An 18,596-nucleotide genomic window follows, 5' to 3' on the forward strand; every position below is an offset into this window, starting at 1 on the left:
CCCCGGATCACTGTGTGAACGTATCGATGGCGGAGATCCGCCAGTTGTCCCCGCGTCGAACGGCGTCCACAGCGAACATGGCCGCCGCGTACGTGGTCTCGTCCGCCTTGCCCGTACGGGTGTTGCTCTGGTCGGCGAAGACCAGCAGCCGGGCGCGGTCGCCGTCGAGCAGTTCGACACCGCTCTCCGTGACGGTCGTGGTGAGCACGAGCTTCTGTTTCGGCGCCTGCGCCCGTACCTCGGCGAGCATCTCCTCGTGCTGGCCCACGGCCTTGCCGACCAGGTAAGTCTTCGCGGCCTGCCGGGACTTGGCTGGCGAGGCGTAGTTGTACGAGAAGACGGCGCCGACCGCTTCGGTGATCTGGCCCTTCACCTCGCTGGTGCGGCCGATGTCGGTGAGCGCGGTGTTCTGCCGCGACGGGTCGTCGCGCAGCCGGTCGGCCGAGGTGAAGGTCCAGGCGGCGAAAGCGCCGAACACCACGGTGAGGACGCACAGGACGGCGGGCAGCCGGACCCGGAACGCGGGTGGGCGCAGCTTCCGCTGTGGCTCCGGTGGCGCCTCGTCCTGCGCCGCATCCTCCGCCTCGGCTTCGGTCCCGGCGTCCTCCAGGGTCTCGGGTTCCGGCTCCGTGGGGGTCGCGGTGGTGGTGGTCGCGGTGGTGCTGCGTTCGGCGGCCGCGGTGGCCAGGCGGCGCTGACGGTTGACGAGGTGACGTGTCGTCGACATGTCCGGGGTCCTCTCGATGGCGGGGCGGGAGTCGGGTGCGTCAGCCAGCCGTGTTGCCGACGGGCGCCTGGCCGAGGGCGCTGAGCTTCCACCCCCCGGACGTCCGGGTGAGCTGCCCGAGCATCCTGCTCTCCTTCACTGCGGGCTCACCCTTCGGTGCGGTCACGGTGACCCGCAGCGCCACCATCACCGCGGCCTTGCCCGACCGGTCGTCGAGTTCGGTCACCGCGCCGGACAGGACCGTGGCCGTGCTGACCGTCTTGGCCGACTCGATCTGCTTCACGAACGCGTCCCGGCCCTCGACGAGTTGCTGGTGCAGATCTCCCGTGGTGGAGTCCTCCCAGCTGTCCAGGCCCTGCTCCACTTTCTGATGGTCGAGCGTGTTCATGTTCTGCACGGCCTGCTCGCCCGCGGCCAGCACGTCGTCGCGGGCCTGCGCGTACGCCGACGAGTCGTCGTGGTCCGCGTCGTACCGGGACAAGCCGCCCCAGCCTGCCGCGCCTGCCGCCGCGACCGTCAGCACGATCGCCGCCACCAGCAGCGGATTGCGCGTCGTCCGTACCCGTGCCATTGCTGTCTCTCCCCTGCCTGCGGATCTGGTCCGTTCCGAGTCGCGTGCCGTGCGCCTGTGCGGGTTCGCGGCCCCGCTACCGGGAGGTGATCTCGACGATGTACCAGCGCCCGTCCCGGAGTTCGGCCGAGACGGAGAGCTGGGCGGCGGCCGTGGTGGGTGCCTTGCCCCGGCGTTCGTAGACCTGGTCGAGGAAGACCAGGAGGTGGGCGCTGCTCCCGGTCAGCCGGGTCACTGCGGCCCGTACGACCTGGGTGGTCAGCGTCAGCTTCTGGTCGGCCGCCTGCTTCTCGACCTGGCCGAACAGCGCCGCGTACTGCTTCAGCGCCTTCCCCGCGAGGACCTCCTGCGCCGATGCCTTGGTGGCGGCGGTGGCCTGGGGGCTGTACGAGAACACCTTGCCGAGCGCGTTGCTGACGTCCCCCGCGACCTCGGTGGTCGCTTCCGTGTCCGTCAGCGCCCGGTTGGACGTCGCGGGCGTGTCCCTCAGCTGCCGGCCCTCGGCGAAGAGCAGGCCACCCGCGACGAGCAGCGCGACCGCCAGGAACGCGCCGGCGATCCGGGGCCACCGGCGAGCGGTCCCGCGTATCCCACTCTCCTTCTCGTCCTCTGTGGTGTCGTCGGCCTCCGCAACGGCCCGCACAGCATCAGTCGCTTCGATGTCCTCCGTGTCCACGCCGGTGTCCACTGTCGCCGTCCCCGCCCTCTCGTTCATGCGCCGCCGCCGACCGGGATCGCCGTCAGCGCCTTGACCCTCCAGCCGTCCCCGGTCCGGGCGAGGGTGGCCTCGAAGCGTTTGCGCTGGGTGCCGCCCTTTCCGGTGCGCGGGCTGACCTCGACGTCGACGGTCGCGATCAGCGCCGCCGTGCCGGTCCGCTCGTCGAGCGCGGTGAGCGCCGCGTCGGTGACCTTTCCGCGGGCCGTGGCCCCGGACTTCGTCAGCTCGCTCACATCCTTGCTCCGGGTCCGCTCCAGCTGCTCGTGGAGCGGACCCGTCGAGGAGTCGAGCCAAGCCGCGAGCCCCCTCTTCACGCTCCCGGCGTCACTGCCGTCCAGGCTGGTCAGCCGGGCGAGGTGACGCTTCCCGTCGGCCAGTGCGGCGTCGCGGGCCTTGGCGTACGCGAGGGTGTCGTCGCCCCGTGCCTGGGCGTAGGACCAGCCGCCGAGCGCGCAGATCAGTACGGCTGCGAGCAGCGCGGCCCAGCCTGCGGGGTTCTTCGTACGCCGGATCATCGGCCGCCTCCGAGCCCCAGGAGCCCTGCCATGCCGTCGGCCCCGGGCCCGGTTCCGGCCGTGGCGCCGAGTGCGCCGGGAAGCGAGGTGTCCGATCCGGCTCCCAGCAGCGAGCCGGGCTCGACCGGCTCGGGCACGGGTCCGCCCCTGGGGGCGTTCGCGCTGCCGCGGACGTTGATGCCGGTGCCGGGCGACGAGGCGCAGCGGGCCTTGGTGTTGACCGAGGCGGGGGGCTTGGTGTCGAGGCCGTTGCGGTAGGTCGTACCGCCGTATCCGGCGGTGCAGGGCAGCGGCTCGAAGAAGGTGACCGACATACCGAACCTGGCGCCGTCCTCGTCGACCGCGCCGGCTCCGGCCGCCACGACGGCGGGAAGCTTCACGAGCAGTTCCTCCAGTCCGCGCCGGCGTGTGACGGCCACCTCGGAGGTGGTGAGGAGGTTGGCGACAACTACACCGAAGCTCGGGTCGAGATCGCGCAGCAGTCCGCTGATCTGTCCGGCGGCGTCGGGGGCGGCGGCGATCAGCTTGCGCAGATCGGTGTCGGAGCCCTTGAGTTCGGCGGCCAGTTCCTTGGCCCCCGAGGCGAAGCCCTTGAGTGCCTCGCCTTCTTCGGCCTGGGTGCGCAGGACCGTTTCGCCGTCGGTCATCAGCTTCGTCGTGACCGGCAGGGCGTCGTCCGCCGCCTGGACGAACTCGCTGCCAGTGTCCAGGAGGACCTGGAGGTCGTCGCCGCGTCCGTTGAACGCGGCGCCGAACTCGTCGACGACCGTGCGCAGATTCTCCAGGTCGACGGAGCTCGCCAGGTCGTTGACGCTGGTGAGGACGTCGGTGGGAGGCGCCGGGATCGTGGTGTCGGCCTGGTCGATGACCGAGCCGTTCCCGAGGAACGGGCCGTCCTTGCGGGTGGGCCGCAGGTCGATGTACTGCTCACCGACGGCGGAGAGGTTGGCGACGACGGCCTGCAGGCTGTCCGGGATGAGCGGTGCGTCGTCCTCGATGCGCAGCTCCGCCTCGACACCGTCGTCGGTGAGCTCGATCGGCCCGACACGGCCCACGGACACCCCTCGGTAGGTGACGTTGGAGTGGGTGTACAGGCCGCCGGTCTGCGGGAGCTGGACGGTGACGGTGTAGTAGCCGCGCATGCCGACGTAGTGGCCGAGGTCCGCGTACCGCACACCCAGATAGCCGAGTACGACTACGGCGATGAGCACGAAGGCGATGTTCTTCAGCCGGATGCCGAGAGTGATCATCGTGCGCTCCCCTGAGAGGTCTCCGGGACGGACGGAAGAGGCAGCGGGAGCGCCGCGGCGGACGGAGTGCCGGGTGTGCCGGCCGGGGGCTCGGACGGGGTGTCGGCCGGGGTGAGCGCCGGGATGATCTGCGTGCCGGGCATCGCCGTCACATCGAGGTAGACGTTGAGGTAGTCGCCCTTCACCCCGCGCAGCACCTCGTCGGTGAACGGATAGGTGAAGAGCACCTGGAGGGATTCGGGCAGGTCCTGGCCGGAGTCGGCGAGAGCCTGGAGGGTGGGGGCGATGGCCTTGAGGTCGGCGATCATGTCGGCCTTGCTCTTGTTGATCGTGTCGACGGCGACGGTGGAGAGCGTCTCGAGCGAGCGCAGCATGGTGAGGAGTGAGCCCCGCTGCTTCTCCAGGACCTTCATGCCGGGGCTGAGCCCGGTGAGGACCGTCCCGACGTCCTGTTTGCGGGTGGCGAGGGTGGCCGCCAGACGGTTGACACCGTCGAGTGCCGCGGTGATGTCCTCCTTGTGGCCGTCCAGGTTGGTGACCAGGGTGTCGACGCGGCCGAGCATCGAGCGGATCTGTGGTTCCTGCCCGGCGAGTGCCTTGTTGAGTTCGGTGGTGATGGTCTTGAGCTGGTTGATCCCGCCGCCGTTGAGGAGCATCGACAGTGCGCCGAAGACCTCTTCGACCTCCGGATTCCGGTTGGTGCGGTTGAGCGGGATCCGGCCGCCGTCGGCCAGCGTGCCCCGGGCGGTGCCGGTGGCCGGCGGTGAGAGCTGGATGAACTTCTCGCCGAGGAGGCTGGACTGTTCCAGGCGGGCGTACGCGTTCTTGGGCAGCTCGATCTTTCCGTTGACGCGCATGGTGACCTTGGCGGTCCAGCTGCCGGGGGTGAGGGAGATCTTGGTGACCCGCCCGACCGCGACGTCGTTGACCTTCACAGAGGACTGCGGGGCGAGGCTGAGGACGTCCCCGAACTCCGCGGTGATCTCGTACGGATGGTCGCCGAGGTCGGCTCCGCCGGGCAGCGGTACCTGGTCGATGCCGGTGAACGTCGGTACGTCGACGGTCGTCACCACCAGGGCGACCGCGACCCCTGCGGCGAGCAGGGCGGCGACGCCGGTCGTGCGGGGCCCGGGTCTGCGGAGGGCACGGCTCATCGGTTCGCCCCCTTCTGCGTCGTGGTCTTCTCGGGGGTGCCGTAGACGGTGCCGATCTCGGGGAGCGGCAGCACGGGCAGTTCCTTGCGGCGGTCGGTGCCGACCGGCTGGAGACCGGTGAGGCCCGTCGTACCGGTCGCGGAGTCGACGAGGGGGCCGCCCATGGACAGTTCGTTGAGGTTGGTGCGGCCGTTGAGGGTGCGGTTGGCCGGGTCGTAGACGTTCAGGACGTTGCCGGCCGCCAGCGGCAGGGTGTCCATGGCTTCGGCGAGCGAGGCCCGCTGGTCGACCAGGGTCTGCGTGAGTGGCACCAGGGCATCCACGTTCTTCTTCAGCGAGCCGCGGTTCTCCTGGATGAAGGTCTTCACCTGGCCGAGCGCGGTGCCGAGTTCCCTGAGCGCCGCGCTGAGGTTCTTCTTGTCGTCGGCGAGGAATCCGGTGACGGAGTTGAGCTGCTGCTCGGCGGCGCGCACATTGCCGTCGTTGTCCTTGAGCATGGTGGTGAACGTCTGGAGGTAGGAGAGCGTGTCGAACAGGTCGCCGCTGCTCTTGTCCAGGGTCTTCGTCGCCTTGCCGAACTGCTCGATGGAGTCCCCGATGGCCTTTCCGTTGCCGTCGAGGTTCTTCGCCCCCGTGTCGAGGAGTCCGGCGAGCGCTCCGTCGGCGTTGGCCCCGTCGGGGCCGAGCGCCGTGGAGAGTTCGGTGATGGACGCGTACAGCTGGTCGACCTCGACGGGAGTGGCGTTGTTGGCGGCGGGCAGCACCGCGTTGTCGGTGAGCTGCGCTCCCCCGTCGTACGCGGGTGCCAGCTGGACGTACCGGTCGGCGACGAGGCTGGGGGCGACGACGACGGCGTGCGCCCCCTTGGGGACCTTGATGCCCTCGTCGAGCCGCAGAGTTACCTTGACCTCCTCGCCGCGCGGCGTGACCGATTCGACGGTGCCGACCTTCACGCCGAGGACGCGCAGATCCGATCCGGCGTACACACCGGTGGCCTGGTCGAAGTAGGCGGTGATGGTCGTCTTCCCCTCGTCGTCCAGGGCCATCACTCCGGTGGTGGCCGCGACGGCCACGACGGCGAGTCCGGCGCCGATGGAGACGATGCGCGTGAGTCTCATGTCAGCGGCCGCCTTGCTTCGGAGGCATGCATCCGGGCACCTCGGGGTTCTGGGGCGGCAGGTAGTTCTTCGGGACGACCCCGCAGACGTAGTTGTCGAACCACCGGCCGCTGCCGAGGGTGTTGCCGACGAGCCGGTTGTACGAACCGGTCAGCGACAGCACCTTGTCCAGGCTCTTGCGGTTCTTCACGAGGACGGCCGTGACCCGGCCGAGCGAATTGAGGGTGGGCTTCAGCTGCTTGTTGTTGTCCTCGACGACTCCGGTGAGCTGGATGCCCAGATCACGGGTTCCGGTGAGCAGCAGATGGATGGAGTCGCGGCGCGCCTGGATCTCGCCGAGAAGGAGGTTGCCGTCCTCGAGCAGGGTTTCGAAGCTGCTCTTCTTGTTGGCGAGGGTCTTGGTGAGCTGCTTGCTGCCCCTGAGGAGGGTGACGAGCTGGGCGTCGCGCTCCGAGACCGTTCGGGACAGTGCGGAGAGCCCGTCGGCGGCGCTGCGTACGTCGGGCGGTGAGTCCTTGAAGGTCGCGGAGATCGTCTCGAAGCTCTTGGCGAGCTGGGCGGTGTCGATCTCGCCGATGGTCTCGCCGAGTCCGTTGAACGCCTGGCTGACGTCGTACGGGGAGGTGGTGCGGCTCGCCGCAATGCGGGAGTCCGGGTCCTGCGGGGCGTCGCCCAGCGGGTCGACGGCGAGGTACTTCTCGCCGAGGAGGGTCTTGATGGCGATGGCGGCGGTGGAGGAGTTGCCGATCCAGGCGTCCTTCACCTTGAAATCGACCTTCACCTTGTTGCCGTCGAGCGAGACTCCGGTGACCTCGCCGACCTTCACGCCGGCGACCCGTACCTCGTCACCCTCGGCGAGCCCGGCCGATTCGGTGAAGTCCGCGCTGTAGGTGGTGCCGCCACCGATGAAGGGCAGCGAGTCGGCGCGGTAGGCGGCGAGTCCGATGAGGGCGAGGGCGAGGAGTCCGACAAGGCCGACGGCGACGGGGTTGCGTTCCCGTACGGGCTTGATTCTCATGACAGGCACCTCGGTTGGGTGATCGCGATGCCGGTGGGCGGCGCGCTGCCGTTGTCCGTCGTGACCCCGCTGACCTTGGCCTCGCAGAGGTAGAGGTTGAGCCACGAGCCGTACGAGGTGAGGCGGCCGATCGCTTCCATCTTGGCCGGGGTCTTCTGGAGGAAGTTCTCGATCTGCGGCGTGCCCTTCACCAACTGGCCGGAGAGACGCCCGAGTTGCTTGATGTCGTCCTTGAGCGGCTTGCGGCCGTCGTTGATCAGGTCGGCGGTGACCGTGGTGAGCGCGCCCATCGCCGTGACCGCCTCGCCCAGTGGCTTGCGGTCGCCCGCGAAGCCCGTGACGAGCTTCTCCAGGGTGACGACGAGGTCGTTGAAGCCGGCCTCGCGGTCGTTGACCGTCTTCAGGACGGTGTTGAGGTTCTTGATCACCTGACCGATCACCTTGTCCTTGGCGGCCACGGTGCTGGTGAGCGAGCCGACGTGCTGGAGGATGCTGTCGACGGTGCCGCCCTCGCCCTGGAGCACCTGGACGATGGAACCGGCGAGCTGGTTGACGTCCGGCGGGGAGAGCCCCTCGAACAGCGGCTGGAAGCCGTTGAAGAGCTGGGTGAGGTCGAGGGCCGGGGTCGTGCGGGCGAGCGGAATGGTCGATCCTGCCGCGAAGCTCTCGCCGACCGGGCCGACGCCCTGGTCGAGGTCGATGTACCGCTGGCCGACCATGTTCAGGTACTTGATCGAGGCGGTCACGGAGGCGGGGAGCTTGCGCCCCTTGCGGACGGCGAAGCCGACCTCGGCGAGCCGCCTGTCGGCCACCTGGATGGACTCGACCTGTCCCACCTCGACTCCGGCGATCCGGACGCTGTCACCGACGATCAGTCCGGTGGCGTCCGTGAATCGGGCCTTGTACGTGGTGGTGTCCCCGACGCCCGTGTTGGCGATGGACAGGGCCAGCACGGCGGTGGCGATGACGGTCACCAGGACGAAGACGATCGATTTCGCGAGCGGTCCCGCGAGGGAGCGGCGCTTCACTTGAGCTTCACCTCCGCACCGCGGAAGGCCGGACCGATGAGCACGCTGCTCCAGTCGGGCAGGGTCTGCGGCTGGACTTTCAGTGAGGGAGCGACCAGCTCGTTGACGAGGCGGGACTCCTGCGGGGAGTTGGGCATTCCGAGAGCGGTCTCGGTGGCCGGGCGTTCAGCGGTGGCCGGGGATTCACCCGTGACCTCACCGGCCGCGTGTGCCTTGCGGGCGTCGGCGGTCGGCACGCTCCTGCCGACGTACGGGACCGAGTAGCAGTGCGGTCCGCCGGTCGCGTTGTAGACCGGGGAGTCCCTGCCCGGCACGTACTTCCCCTTGGACGGCACGGACTTGACCGTGACGTGGAGTCCCGGCTGCTTGGTGCCCTTGCCGAGCGCCTTGTCCATGGCCTGGATGAATCCGGCGAGGGTCCGCAGGGTGCAGGGGAATTCGTCCGAGTACGTCGCGAGGAGTTCCAGTGTCGGCCGACCGGAGGCGGAGAGCCGGATGAGGTTGTCCTTGTTCTTGCGGAGGAAGGCGGTGATGTCCTGCGCCGACGCGGTCGTGGAGCCGTACAGTTCCGCCAGTTCCGCCTGCTGTTCGGCCACGGTGGAGCTGGTGGTGGTGAAGTCGGTCAGCGCGTCCAGGACGTCGGGCGCGGCGTCTCCGTACACCCTGCTCACCTTGACGAGTTCCTTGATGTCGGCGTTGAGCGTGGGTAGTTGGGGGTTGAACTCGGCCAGGTGGGCGTCGAGCGTGACGAGTGTGTCGCCCAGCTTGTCGCCGCGTCCTTCGAGTGCCTGGGAGACGGCGTTGAGGGTGGCGGAGAGCTTCTCCGGCTTCACGGCGGTCAGCAGCGGAAGCACGTTGTCGAGAACCTGTTCCAGCTCGATGGCATTACTGGAGCGGTCCTGCGGAATGACGGCTCCGGCCCGCAGTGCCTGGGTGGACGGGATCGGCGGCGGTACCAGCGCCACGAACCGTTCGCCGAAGAGCGTGGTGGGCAGCATCTGGGCGGTGACGTCGTCGGGTATCTGTCCGAGCTTGCCGGGCTGGATGTCCAGGGTGAGCCTGGCCCCGTCTCCGTCGGCCGCGATGTCGCGGACGTGGCCGATGACGACGCCGCGCAGCTTCACATCGGCGTTGTCGTGCATCTCGTTGCCGACGGACCCGGTGCGTACGGTCACGGTGGCGCTGTCCGTGAAGTCCTTCTCGTACACCGAGACGGACACCCACACGAGCACGACGGGCACGAGCAGGAAGGTGACTCCGGCGAGTCTGCGGCGGACCGTCCGGGTGTTCTGGGCACTCATCATCCGGCCACCTTCACCGTCGTCGTGGCGCCCCAGATGGCGAGCGAGAGGAAGAAGTCGGTGACGCTGATCAGCACGATCGCGTTACGCACCGACCGTCCCACGGCCACACCCACTCCGGCGGGACCGCCCGTGGCATGGAAGCCGTAGTAACAGTGGGCGAGGATCACCAGGACGCTGAAGATCAGCACCTTGAGCACCGACAGCAGCACGTCCTCCGGGGAGAGGAAGAGATTGAAGTAGTGGTCGTACGTGCCCGCGGACTGGCCGTTGAAGAGGACCGTGATGTATCGGGACGCGATGTACGAGGAGAGGAGCCCGATCGCGTACAGCGGGATGATCGCGACGACACCCGCGATGATCCGCGTGGTGACGAGGTAGGGCATGGAGCGCACGCCCATCGCTTCGAGGGCGTCGACCTCCTCGTTGATCCGCATCGCGCCGAGCTGGGCGGTGAAGCCCGCGCCGACCGTCGCGGAGAGCGCGAGTCCCGCCACCAGTGGGGCGATCTCACGGGTGTTGAAGTACGCGGAGATGAAGCCGGTGAAGGCGGAGGTGCCGATCTGGTTGAGGGCCGCGTACCCCTGGAGGCCGACGACCGTGCCCGTGAACAGGGTCATCGCGATCATCACGCCGACGGTGCCGCCGATGACCCCGAGGCCGCCGCTGCCGAAGGCCACTTCGGCCAGGAGCCGCTGGACCTCCTTCAGACAACGGCGCAGCGTCCGCGGAATCCAGACCAACGCCCGTACGTAGAAGGTGAGATGGTCGCCCGACTTGTCGAGCCAGCTGAGCATCGCCATCGGTCAGCTCCCCTTCGCGGGGACGATCTGGAGATAGATCGCCGTGAGGACCATGTTCACGAAGAACAGGAGCATGAAGGTGATGACGACGGACTGGTTGACCGCGTCCCCGACGCCCTTGGGGCCTCCGCGCGGGTTGAGTCCGCGGTAGGCGGCGACGATGCCCGCGATGAAGCCGAAGATCAGCGCCTTGAACTCGCTGATGTACAGGTCGGGCAGTTGCGCGAGCGCGGAGAAGCTGGCGAGATACGCGCCCGGTGTGCCGTCCTGCATGATCACGTTGAAGAAGTAGCCGCCCAGGGTGCCGACGACCGAGACCAGGCCGTTGAGCAGGACGGCGACGAGCATCGTGGCGAGGACGCGGGGGACGACGAGGCGCTGGATGGGCGAGACACCCATGACCTCCATCGCGTCCAGCTCCTCGCGGATCTTCCGCGAGCCGAGGTCGGCGCAGATCGCCGAGCCGCCGGCCCCGGCGATCAGCAGCGCCACGATGAGCGGGCTGGCCTGCTGGATCACGGCGAGGACGCTGGCACCGCCGGTGAAGGACTGTGCACCGAGCTGCTCGGTGAGCGAGCCGACCTGAAGGGCGATGACCGCGCCGAACGGGATGGAGACCAGGGCAGCGGGCAGGATGGTGACGCTGGCGATGAACCAGAACTGCTCGATGAACTCCCGCATCTGGAAGGGCCTGCGGAAGATCGCCCGGGTCACGGCGGCCGCCAGGGCGAACAGCTTCCCGGTCTCGCGCAGCGGGGCGAGCAGCCGCGTCGGGGGTATCTGCTCAGGCGGTTTCTGTGCGTTCCCGGTGGGCGGCTCGGGCGGCCGCACCGGCAGCGGAGCGGTCATGGGCGCGCACCGCCCATAGTCGGCGTGTAGCTGTTCAGGATGGCCGTACGGGCGGCCTCCGGCAGCTGGCCCATCATCGAGATGACCCGCTCCCGGCGGCGCAGGGCGGCCTGCCGCACGGGCATGCCCGGCGAGGGCTCCAGCTGCGGTACGACGGTGCGCGGACCGTATCCGCTGCCGTTCCCGTTCACCTGCTCGGCGGCGAGGGTGGCGGCGTCCTTCTCCTCCGACATCCCGATGGGGCCTTCACGGCGCCCGGAGAGGAACTGCGAGACGACCGGCACCTCGCTGGTGAGCAGTACCTCGCGCGGCCCGAAGGTGACGAGGTTGCGGCAGAACAGCATGCCCATGTTGTCCGGGACAGTGGCCGCGATGTCGAGGTTGTGGGTGACGATGAGCATCGTCGCGTCGATCTGTGCGTTGAGATCGATGAGCAGCTGGGAGAGATAGGCGGTGCGGACCGGGTCGAGTCCGGAGTCCGGTTCGTCGCAGAGGATGATCTGCGGGTCCAGGACGAGCGCGCGGGCCAGGCCGGCACGCTTACGCATTCCGCCGGATATCTCGCCGGGCAACTTCCCCTCGGCGCCCAGCAGTCCGACGATGTCGATCCGCTCCATGACGATGCGCCGGATCTCTGATTCCTTCTTTCGGGTGTGCTCACGCAAGGGGAAGGCGATGTTGTCGAAGAGCGACATCGAGCCGAAAAGAGCACCGTCCTGGAACATGAGCCCGAAAAGCTTCCGGGTCTCCATGATTTCCCGCTCGGGACTGTTGACCATGTCGACGCCGTTGATGAGGACCCGGCCCTGTTCCGGCTTCAGCAGTCCGATAATGGATTTCAGGAAGACGGTCTTGCCGGTTCCGGAGGGGCCGAGCATCACGCTTACCTCTCCGGCCGGGAGGGTCAGGCTGACGTCCTGCCAGATGTTCTGCTTGCCGAAGGACTTCGTCAGGCCTTCGACGACTACTTCGATTCCCATCGGCCCTCCCTCGAAGTGGTGGTGAACGGGGTCATCTGTCAGCGCTCCGGCTCTGAGAAATCCGATGGCGGCTCGTCGCACATGCACCAGGAGGCGCACGTTATGTCCGCAGAAACCGCCAGGACAAGCCGTTGAACAGCGAAAATCAGCGGACTTCGATCTCTGGCTGGATCACTTGTCACCGAATGACAAACCCGCGCCGCGGCTTTGTCGTCATCTGCGCAAGCACTCCGTGTGTGCCGGGGTCCCGCGGCCCAGGGGGCCGGAGCCGCGGGAGGACTCCCACGCACATGTGACGAGCAGGTGGGAACGTGCTTCCGATCTGCCCAATCGGGACGCTACGGGTCAGTAACCTGACTGCGCAATACTGGATACATACTTTCCTCGAACGTTGCGCCGGGACCGAATTTCCTTGTCAGTGAGTGAGTAACCGGCAAAGGAAAACTGTCGAGGAATGAGGAGTACGCCGGTCCCCCGGGCCGCCCCGATGGACAGAAACACAGAAGCTCTTCCGGGCGATCGGCCCGGAAGAGCTTCTTCAATACCGGCGGGTGTTCAGCGTTCCGGTGCGGGGACAGCCGGCGGACAGTTCACTCCCGGATTGGTCGCCACGCACAAGGGTGCCTGCATCATCTTGGTGTAGTTGTCCGCTTTCTTGCCGGCACTGGAGACGGCGGCCGTGAAGACGGCATCGAGGTCCTCGTCGACACCGCAGCCCTCGAACGGCGGAATATGGGCGTACCCGGTGAGGGGCCCTCCGAAGGCCACCAGGTATCCAAAGCGCGGGTAGCTCTGCCCATAGCCCCTCAGCACCTGCTCGAAGGGTCTGGCCGTGCGGCAGTTCGGACCCACGTCGAGCGGGACCCCGTTCACCTCGACGTCGTACAACCGCATGGTGAGCTGGGCGGTGATCGTGGTCTCCTCCGGCCAGGCCGGCGAATCGGTCACCGTATGGCTGTGGACGTGGGCGGGATCTCCTACCTGTTCGAGGACCATGGTGGCGGTGGTCGGCATGAAACCGTAGGTGAGAAAGGTGGCTTTGCTCGGCGGGAGCTGCCTCTTCCCCTTGTGGTCGAAGTCCACCGAGGACGTCACGTCGATGGTGCTGGCGCATCCGTCGGCGATGTACCGCTTGTTCAGGACGACCTTCATGAAGGCCGGTCCCAGAGCGGTCGCGCCGTCGAGTTTGGCGGCGTTCGCGTAACCGGCCGCGTACGCTTCCGCGGTCGTCATCACCCACTCGGGCGGAATCTCGACCGGGCAGCTCGACGGCGGATCGTCGTCCAGGGAATCAGGACGTCGGTCCATGAGCCCTTCGATCCTCTCCCTGACCGAGGGCGAGAGGCCCGGACCGGCTGCCGCAGGGGGCTCTTCCGGCTGCGGTGCCGGGCTGCTCGTGGGGGGTCCGGGTACGGCCGGGTCGGTGGTCCCGCGGACCGCGATCTCGCCGAGCGTTCCCTCTTGTTCACCGGCCGGCTCGCACCGGACGGCGAGCCCGGGGGGTGTGGTCGGAGCGCCATCGGCCGTAAGAGAGGTGAAGTCGAGGTCGAGGGCCACCGGTGCCAGCGTCGCGCGGCCCGGGCTGCCGAACGACACCGTGGGCACGTCGCCGGTGGCGACGAGGGCCGCTCCGCCTTCCGCCGGCACGGCCACCGGTTCGGCCTTGAGGTCTTTCCAGGACGCGTCGGCCGACTCGTCCCCCTGAGTGTTGCGGACCGTCAGCTCCGCGACTGTTGAGAAGGTGGCCGCCTCCGTCTCGGTGAACTGCCTCAGCGAGGACTGCGGCAGTTCCACCTCGACCGAGACGCCCTCGGGCTGGATCTCCTCCCCGGTCCGCACGGCGGAGGGAAGCTCGGCGGAGACCCGGACAGCGATCTCTTCCGTTCCGGACGGGAAGGAACAGGCGTAGGAGAGCAGGACCTCCGACTCCTGTGGGGCGGCCGCCGATTCGGCACTCGGAATGAGCGCGGTAGCGACCACGAGCGCCCCGCCCACGGCGAGGTGGAGCGGGCGCCTCACTGTGGCCCGCGGGTCGACAGTCATGCAGATGTGTCCTTCCGGCATGCGTGGACCCGTTGCCGCCGGGGGCCGCTAGGCCCTGTCGTCAAAGAGACGCCGCGCGGCAGGCGGAACCTTGACGGCAGGGCCTAGGCCGGGGTCCACCACTCGGCAACGGCCCTTCGGACAGATGGAGCACGGTCCCTACCGGCGGGTACGGTACGCACGCCGGTACCTCTTGGGAAGAGCCGACCGCGTAATCGGCACAGCGACGTACGGACTTTGGCGCCGCGTGACAAAGCGGGGCCGACGAGTTGTCAATCCGTGCGTGCCCGCAGGCACCGTGCGGGTGCCCGGCCACCGGATTCGCGCGGCCAGGCACCTCATTCACCTACGGGCGGTCATCGGGGTCGCTCAGCTTCCGACAATGACCGGGGACTTGCCCGTCGCGCTGCTCACGATGGTGTACAGACCCGCGAAGCCGGCCGTCGCACCGACGATCCCGCAGCCGCCGCCCACCTTGTTGCTGATGGTCAGCGTGAGGCCACCACCGGCGGTGTTGAGGGTGCCGTTGGCTCCGCCGCTCGTCGGGTTGTTGTACTTGGCCGCGACCTTGCCGACGACGTTGAACGTGCAGGGGCCCAGCACGCTGGTGCCGCTCACGGTCGCCTTGATCGCCCGGATTTCACCCGTGACCTGTCCGGTGCTGTTGGTGCCCGCACCGGCTGTGTAGTCGAGGCCCCAGATCTCCCACGGCGGCGTGACGTTGGTCGTCACGGTCCAGGTGCTGCTGAAGGGACCGGTGCAGGGCGAGTTGAAGGAGATGGAGGTGATGTTCGCGAGCTTCGCGGGGCTTCCCGCGACCGGGGACGTGGGTGCCGACCCCGCAGCAGCGGACGACGCGCACTGGATCTTGTTGCCGTTGTTGTCCGTCAGGACCGTCAGGCCGGCGCTCCCGGTGAACGCTCCGGTCGGTGTGATGGTCCAGCTGGTCGGTGCGGCGACGGCGGACGGCGCGGCCAGGGCCACCGCCGCGGCGGCGGCACCTACTGCGGTGAGCATGCGGGTTCGCTTGAACATGGACTTCTCCTGTCCCGTTGGGGAATAGGCCGGGCGGGCTGCCTCCGGGGAACGCAGCCGATCCGGCGCGGGCTTTCGTGGGGAAGTGCGCCCTCTCATCGGGTGAGAGGGAGTCAAATGAGCACGGAAGAATTCGAATACCTGCCTACGCACCTGTCGGTTTCAGCAGGTTGGGAATTCGAATTCGATTCCGGGTACCGTGCCGATCGACGTACACGTCGACCGGGTCACCTCACCGCTGAGTGCCAGAACCGCGACAGCGCCTTACCCTCGTCGGGGGCCAGGGATGCCGGGTCGTAGGGGCTCCCGAAGTACGTCGAGGTGTCGTTCAGCTTCACGTTGTTGTTGCCGGCGGCGGACGGCAGACTCGTCTTGAGATTGACCGCCCAGTCCAGGAGGCCGGCTCCGCAGCCGCTGGCGCCCGGGACGGCGAAGGCGGTGTCGGCCTGGTTGGCGCCGGAGAAGGTGTAGCGGCCCATCTCGCCCGTGTCACTCGGGGTCCCGTTGCCCTCGAACTGCTGGAGGGAGAGCGAAGGTGCCGTCGCGTTCTGCGGCTTCAGCAGGACCGGGTTCGAGGTGGAACCTATGTAGCACTTGTCGCCGAGGAACGGGTTCTTCAGGTGAATGCGCACCGGGATGGTGAGAATGGGCTCGCCGACGGAGAACGCCGCTGCCATGTTGAAGTCCCGGGGCGCTCCGGCCGGTTCGATGGTCGCCGTGACCCGGTTCAGGCTGACGTCGGTGAGCTGCCGGCAGATGGCCGAGACGAACGGAATCCCGCTCGGGCACATGAGGCCGAGAAGGCCGCCGGGAATGGCCGCGGAATCGGCGACAAGCGCACCCTCGGGAGGAGCCACCAGCGTGGTGGTGCCGTCGCTGCGCTGGATCACTCCGAGCTGCAGGTCGGTTTTGGTGGTCGGGACCTGCGACGAGCCGAGCTTGATCGAGCCGGTCGCGGAACTGGAGGAGATGCAGGTCGCGATGGTGTTGACACCGTCCGCCGCCAGCATGGCGGGGGCGTCCACCGGGCAACGGTTGAACGGAGCCCAGTGGCCGTTCAGCTGACTGGCCGCGGTGGCCGAACCGGTGGAGAGTACGGCGGCGAATGCCGTGAAGCCTGCCAGCAGCCCCACACGCGTTCTGTTGGACACGGATCTCATGTCGTCCCCTCATTTTTGACGTGCCGACGTGATGACGGCGTTGTGCTCGAAGTCGGGCTCGGCGCGATCGGTTTCGGTAATGCACGTCGGCGCGTGACGGTCCCGCAGCCGGAAGATCTGGGCGGCAAATTTCGGGCAGATTTCACGTCCTAATGAGCCAAGTCGTGATGTTACTCACGGGAAACACTGCGACACAATCCTGCAGCTTAAGATCTTTTTCAGGGCCCAAATTTTAATAGAGAAATGAGCACCCGGGTGTGCCGGAATTATCAACGGGTGCGTACGCGCGGGGAAAAGCACACCTCTCCCGGATCAAGAACCCGGCCGGCGGTGCACACGGAACAGGAGCGTGCAGCCGGCGCCACGAGGGCACACGACGCCTCTGACCCACGGCGCGGCGGCCGAAATGCATTGCCCGAAAACGAGCGCTCTCACTCACCTGCGCCGGAGTTCCACGGCGCGGCCGAGATACATGCCCCCTGCGCTCCGATCTCGTCCAAGTGGTGGGCACTGCCCTTGACTTGGTCTATCTTCGTCGCGGACTCGGTACGCACCTGTCGGTTCGTGGGAGCGCTTTCCCCCACCGCCTCACCCCACCATCGGGCGCCGAGAGCAAGGGGACACGTCATGCCACATCTCATACAGCCGTTGGACATCGGAGAACCCTTGGGGCCCCTCCCCCAGGAATTTGCCGCGATCATGCGTCCCGAACTGCCGAGCCTGATCAAGGAGATCGGTGTAGAGGTCACCCGGGCTTATCCGGAATACGCCCGTCTACTTGATGGACCCAATGGTCAGACGATCCGCGTCGGTGTGGAACAGAGCCTCGCCTCATTCGTGGACCGGGTCGCCGAGCCGTCCACATCGACGACGCTCCGGGACGACATGTGCCGCCGTTTCGGCCGTTTCGAGGCGTACGAGGGCCGCACCATGGACACGCTGCAGGGCGCCTACCGGCTGGGCGCCCGAGTGGCGTTGCGGCGGGCGAAGAAGGTCGGCCGCAGCTATAACTTCTCGCCGATGCTGATGCTCAGTTTCGCCGATGCCGTGTTCGCGTACATCGACGAACTGGAATCGCTTTCCCGCGAGGGCTATCTCGAAGTGCAGTCACAGTCCGGCGAGCAGAGCGAGGCGATGCGCCGCCGTCTCCTGCATCTGATACTCGCCGGGAGCCCTGTCCCCCGTACCGCCATCGCCGAACTCTGCGAGCAGACGGGATGGGTACTGCCCGAACAGGTCACCATGGTCGCCATCCGCGCCCCCGCCGGTCTCGACCGGTTCAGCGCGGACCGCGACATCCTGGCCGATCTCAGTGACCCGCAGCCGCACTTACTGATTCCGGGCCCCCTCGACGACGCCCGAAGACACATGCTGGAACAGTCCCTGCCCACCACGCGGGCCGCGATCGGCCTGACGGTCCCGACCGCCGTCGCCTCGGACTCGATCCGCTGGGCGCGCCGGGTGCTCGAACTCGTCGACTCGGATGTCATCGACGACGCGCCCTTCGTGCACTGCGAGGACCACCTCACAACCCTGTGGCTGCTCTCGGACCCGGCCCTCCTCGATCAGCTCACCGAACGCGAACTGGCTCCGGTCGGCGGGATCAGCACCGCCCGGCGGGAGAGGCTGATCGAGACCCTGAGCATCTGGCTCGACACTCGCGGAACGGCCGCCCAGATGGGCGAGTTGCTGGGTGTGCACCCCCAGACGGTCCGGTACCGTATGCGCAATCTGGAGTCGATATTCGGTCAACAACTGATCGACCCGGAGGCCCGGTTCTCCACCGAAGCGGTGCTGCGTGCCCTGCGGCTACGTGCCCGCAGCGAGCGCGACGCCGGCTGATCCGGATCACGCCTTCGGCCACGGGTCAACTTACTTACAAGTAAGGCAAAATAGACGGTCAGTCCCAAACGGTTGCGACACGGAGACGCACTCAACGAGAAACCTGGAACCGCGTCCCGTACATATGGAGGAGTCGGCTGCCCACCCGGCAGCCACGCACACCGCCTCCTGGCCAACCATCCGAGAGGGAACCCCACATGACCGCCTCGCACCTGCTCGTCCCCGTACCGATCCCCGACCGGGTCGCCGTGCTGATCGGGTCCTGCACTCCCCCGCACATCCTGCGGGCGGAGTTCGACGCCGTCTGCGCCGCGCGTGAGGTCCGCAGGTTCCGCGGGCCCCGCCTCGGCATCGAGGACCAGGCCGACCGTGAGCAGGCGCTCTCCGAGCTGGCCCGGGCCAACAAGGTCCTCTCCGCCTACCACCCGCGGCTGGCGGTGCACGCCGACTCGGCGTGGTGAGGACAATGGCGGGCAGCGGCGGC

At 67.9% G+C, this 18,596-nt stretch carries 18 protein-coding genes; 2 read left to right on the top strand and 16 right to left on the bottom strand.

The window, feature by feature from the left end; translation table 11 throughout:
* Positions 1-7: 7 nt before the first annotated feature.
* From ACFT7S_RS28925 to ACFT7S_RS29000, 16 genes are all read right to left on the bottom strand, one after another.
* Positions 8-727, bottom strand: a complete 720-nt coding sequence (locus tag ACFT7S_RS28925; protein ID WP_382736849.1) for a hypothetical protein — start codon at positions 725-727, stop codon at positions 8-10.
* Positions 728-767: 40 nt separating this feature from the next.
* Positions 768-1,298, bottom strand: coding sequence for a nuclear transport factor 2 family protein (locus ACFT7S_RS28930; RefSeq protein ID WP_382736851.1), 531 nt, complete (start codon positions 1,296-1,298; stop codon positions 768-770).
* A gap of 76 nt (positions 1,299-1,374) precedes the next feature.
* Positions 1,375-2,013: a hypothetical protein gene (locus ACFT7S_RS28935; RefSeq protein ID WP_382736853.1), complete on the bottom strand. Its 639-nt coding sequence runs from the start codon at positions 2,011-2,013 to the stop codon at positions 1,375-1,377.
* Positions 2,010-2,531: a hypothetical protein gene (locus ACFT7S_RS28940; protein WP_382736855.1), complete on the bottom strand. Its 522-nt coding sequence runs from the start codon at positions 2,529-2,531 to the stop codon at positions 2,010-2,012. The genes ACFT7S_RS28935 and ACFT7S_RS28940 overlap by 4 nt, the downstream gene beginning before the upstream one ends.
* Positions 2,528-3,781 carry an MCE family protein gene (locus ACFT7S_RS28945; RefSeq protein WP_382736857.1) on the bottom strand — a complete coding sequence of 418 codons (1,254 nt, stop codon included), beginning with the start codon at positions 3,779-3,781 and terminating at the stop codon, positions 2,528-2,530. The genes ACFT7S_RS28940 and ACFT7S_RS28945 overlap by 4 nt, the downstream gene beginning before the upstream one ends.
* Positions 3,778-4,935 (bottom strand): MCE family protein, encoded by a 1,158-nt coding sequence (locus ACFT7S_RS28950; protein WP_382736859.1) that lies wholly within the window; start codon positions 4,933-4,935, stop codon positions 3,778-3,780. Before ACFT7S_RS28950 ends, ACFT7S_RS28945 begins: the two co-directional genes overlap by 4 nt.
* On the bottom strand, positions 4,932-6,053 hold the full coding sequence (locus ACFT7S_RS28955; protein ID WP_382736860.1) for an MCE family protein: 1,122 nt from the start codon (positions 6,051-6,053) through the stop codon (positions 4,932-4,934). The genes ACFT7S_RS28950 and ACFT7S_RS28955 overlap by 4 nt, the downstream gene beginning before the upstream one ends.
* A 1-nt stretch (position 6,054) precedes the next feature.
* Positions 6,055-7,071: an MCE family protein gene (locus ACFT7S_RS28960; protein ID WP_382736862.1), complete on the bottom strand. Its 1,017-nt coding sequence runs from the start codon at positions 7,069-7,071 to the stop codon at positions 6,055-6,057.
* The gene (locus ACFT7S_RS28965) at positions 7,068-8,099 is read right to left on the bottom strand and encodes an MCE family protein (protein WP_382736864.1); all 1,032 of its coding nucleotides are present in this window, start codon (positions 8,097-8,099) and stop codon (positions 7,068-7,070) included. Before ACFT7S_RS28965 ends, ACFT7S_RS28960 begins: the two co-directional genes overlap by 4 nt.
* Positions 8,096-9,400 carry an MCE family protein gene (locus tag ACFT7S_RS28970; RefSeq protein WP_382736912.1) on the bottom strand — a complete coding sequence of 435 codons (1,305 nt, stop codon included), beginning with the start codon at positions 9,398-9,400 and terminating at the stop codon, positions 8,096-8,098. Before ACFT7S_RS28970 ends, ACFT7S_RS28965 begins: the two co-directional genes overlap by 4 nt.
* On the bottom strand, positions 9,400-10,203 hold the full coding sequence (locus ACFT7S_RS28975; protein ID WP_382736866.1) for an MlaE family ABC transporter permease: 804 nt from the start codon (positions 10,201-10,203) through the stop codon (positions 9,400-9,402). Before ACFT7S_RS28975 ends, ACFT7S_RS28970 begins: the two co-directional genes overlap by 1 nt.
* 3 nt (positions 10,204-10,206) lie before the next feature.
* On the bottom strand, positions 10,207-11,052 hold the full coding sequence (locus tag ACFT7S_RS28980) for an MlaE family ABC transporter permease (RefSeq protein WP_382736868.1): 846 nt from the start codon (positions 11,050-11,052) through the stop codon (positions 10,207-10,209).
* A complete protein-coding gene (locus tag ACFT7S_RS28985; protein WP_382736870.1) occupies positions 11,049-12,032 on the bottom strand; it encodes an ABC transporter ATP-binding protein in 984 nt (327 codons plus the stop codon). The genes ACFT7S_RS28980 and ACFT7S_RS28985 overlap by 4 nt, the downstream gene beginning before the upstream one ends.
* A 555-nt stretch (positions 12,033-12,587) precedes the next feature.
* Positions 12,588-14,075 (bottom strand): DUF6801 domain-containing protein, encoded by a 1,488-nt coding sequence (locus ACFT7S_RS28990; RefSeq protein ID WP_382736872.1) that lies wholly within the window; start codon positions 14,073-14,075, stop codon positions 12,588-12,590.
* A gap of 369 nt (positions 14,076-14,444) precedes the next feature.
* Positions 14,445-15,110: a hypothetical protein gene (locus ACFT7S_RS28995; RefSeq protein WP_382736874.1), complete on the bottom strand. Its 666-nt coding sequence runs from the start codon at positions 15,108-15,110 to the stop codon at positions 14,445-14,447.
* A 227-nt stretch (positions 15,111-15,337) separates the two neighbouring features.
* Positions 15,338-16,270, bottom strand: coding sequence for a hypothetical protein (locus tag ACFT7S_RS29000; RefSeq protein ID WP_382736876.1), 933 nt, complete (start codon positions 16,268-16,270; stop codon positions 15,338-15,340).
* Between the two features lie 627 nt (positions 16,271-16,897).
* On the opposite strand from ACFT7S_RS29000, the gene ACFT7S_RS29005 reads away from it, so the two are divergent.
* A complete protein-coding gene (locus tag ACFT7S_RS29005; protein ID WP_382736878.1) occupies positions 16,898-18,112 on the top strand; it encodes a helix-turn-helix domain-containing protein in 1,215 nt (404 codons plus the stop codon).
* Between the two features lie 197 nt (positions 18,113-18,309).
* On the top strand, positions 18,310-18,573 hold the full coding sequence (locus ACFT7S_RS29010; RefSeq protein ID WP_382736880.1) for a hypothetical protein: 264 nt from the start codon (positions 18,310-18,312) through the stop codon (positions 18,571-18,573).
* Positions 18,574-18,596: the final 23 nt, after the last annotated feature.

This window comes from Streptomyces sp. NPDC057136 (assembly GCF_042670885.1).
Taxonomy (GTDB): Bacteria; Actinomycetota; Actinomycetes; order Streptomycetales; family Streptomycetaceae; genus Streptomyces.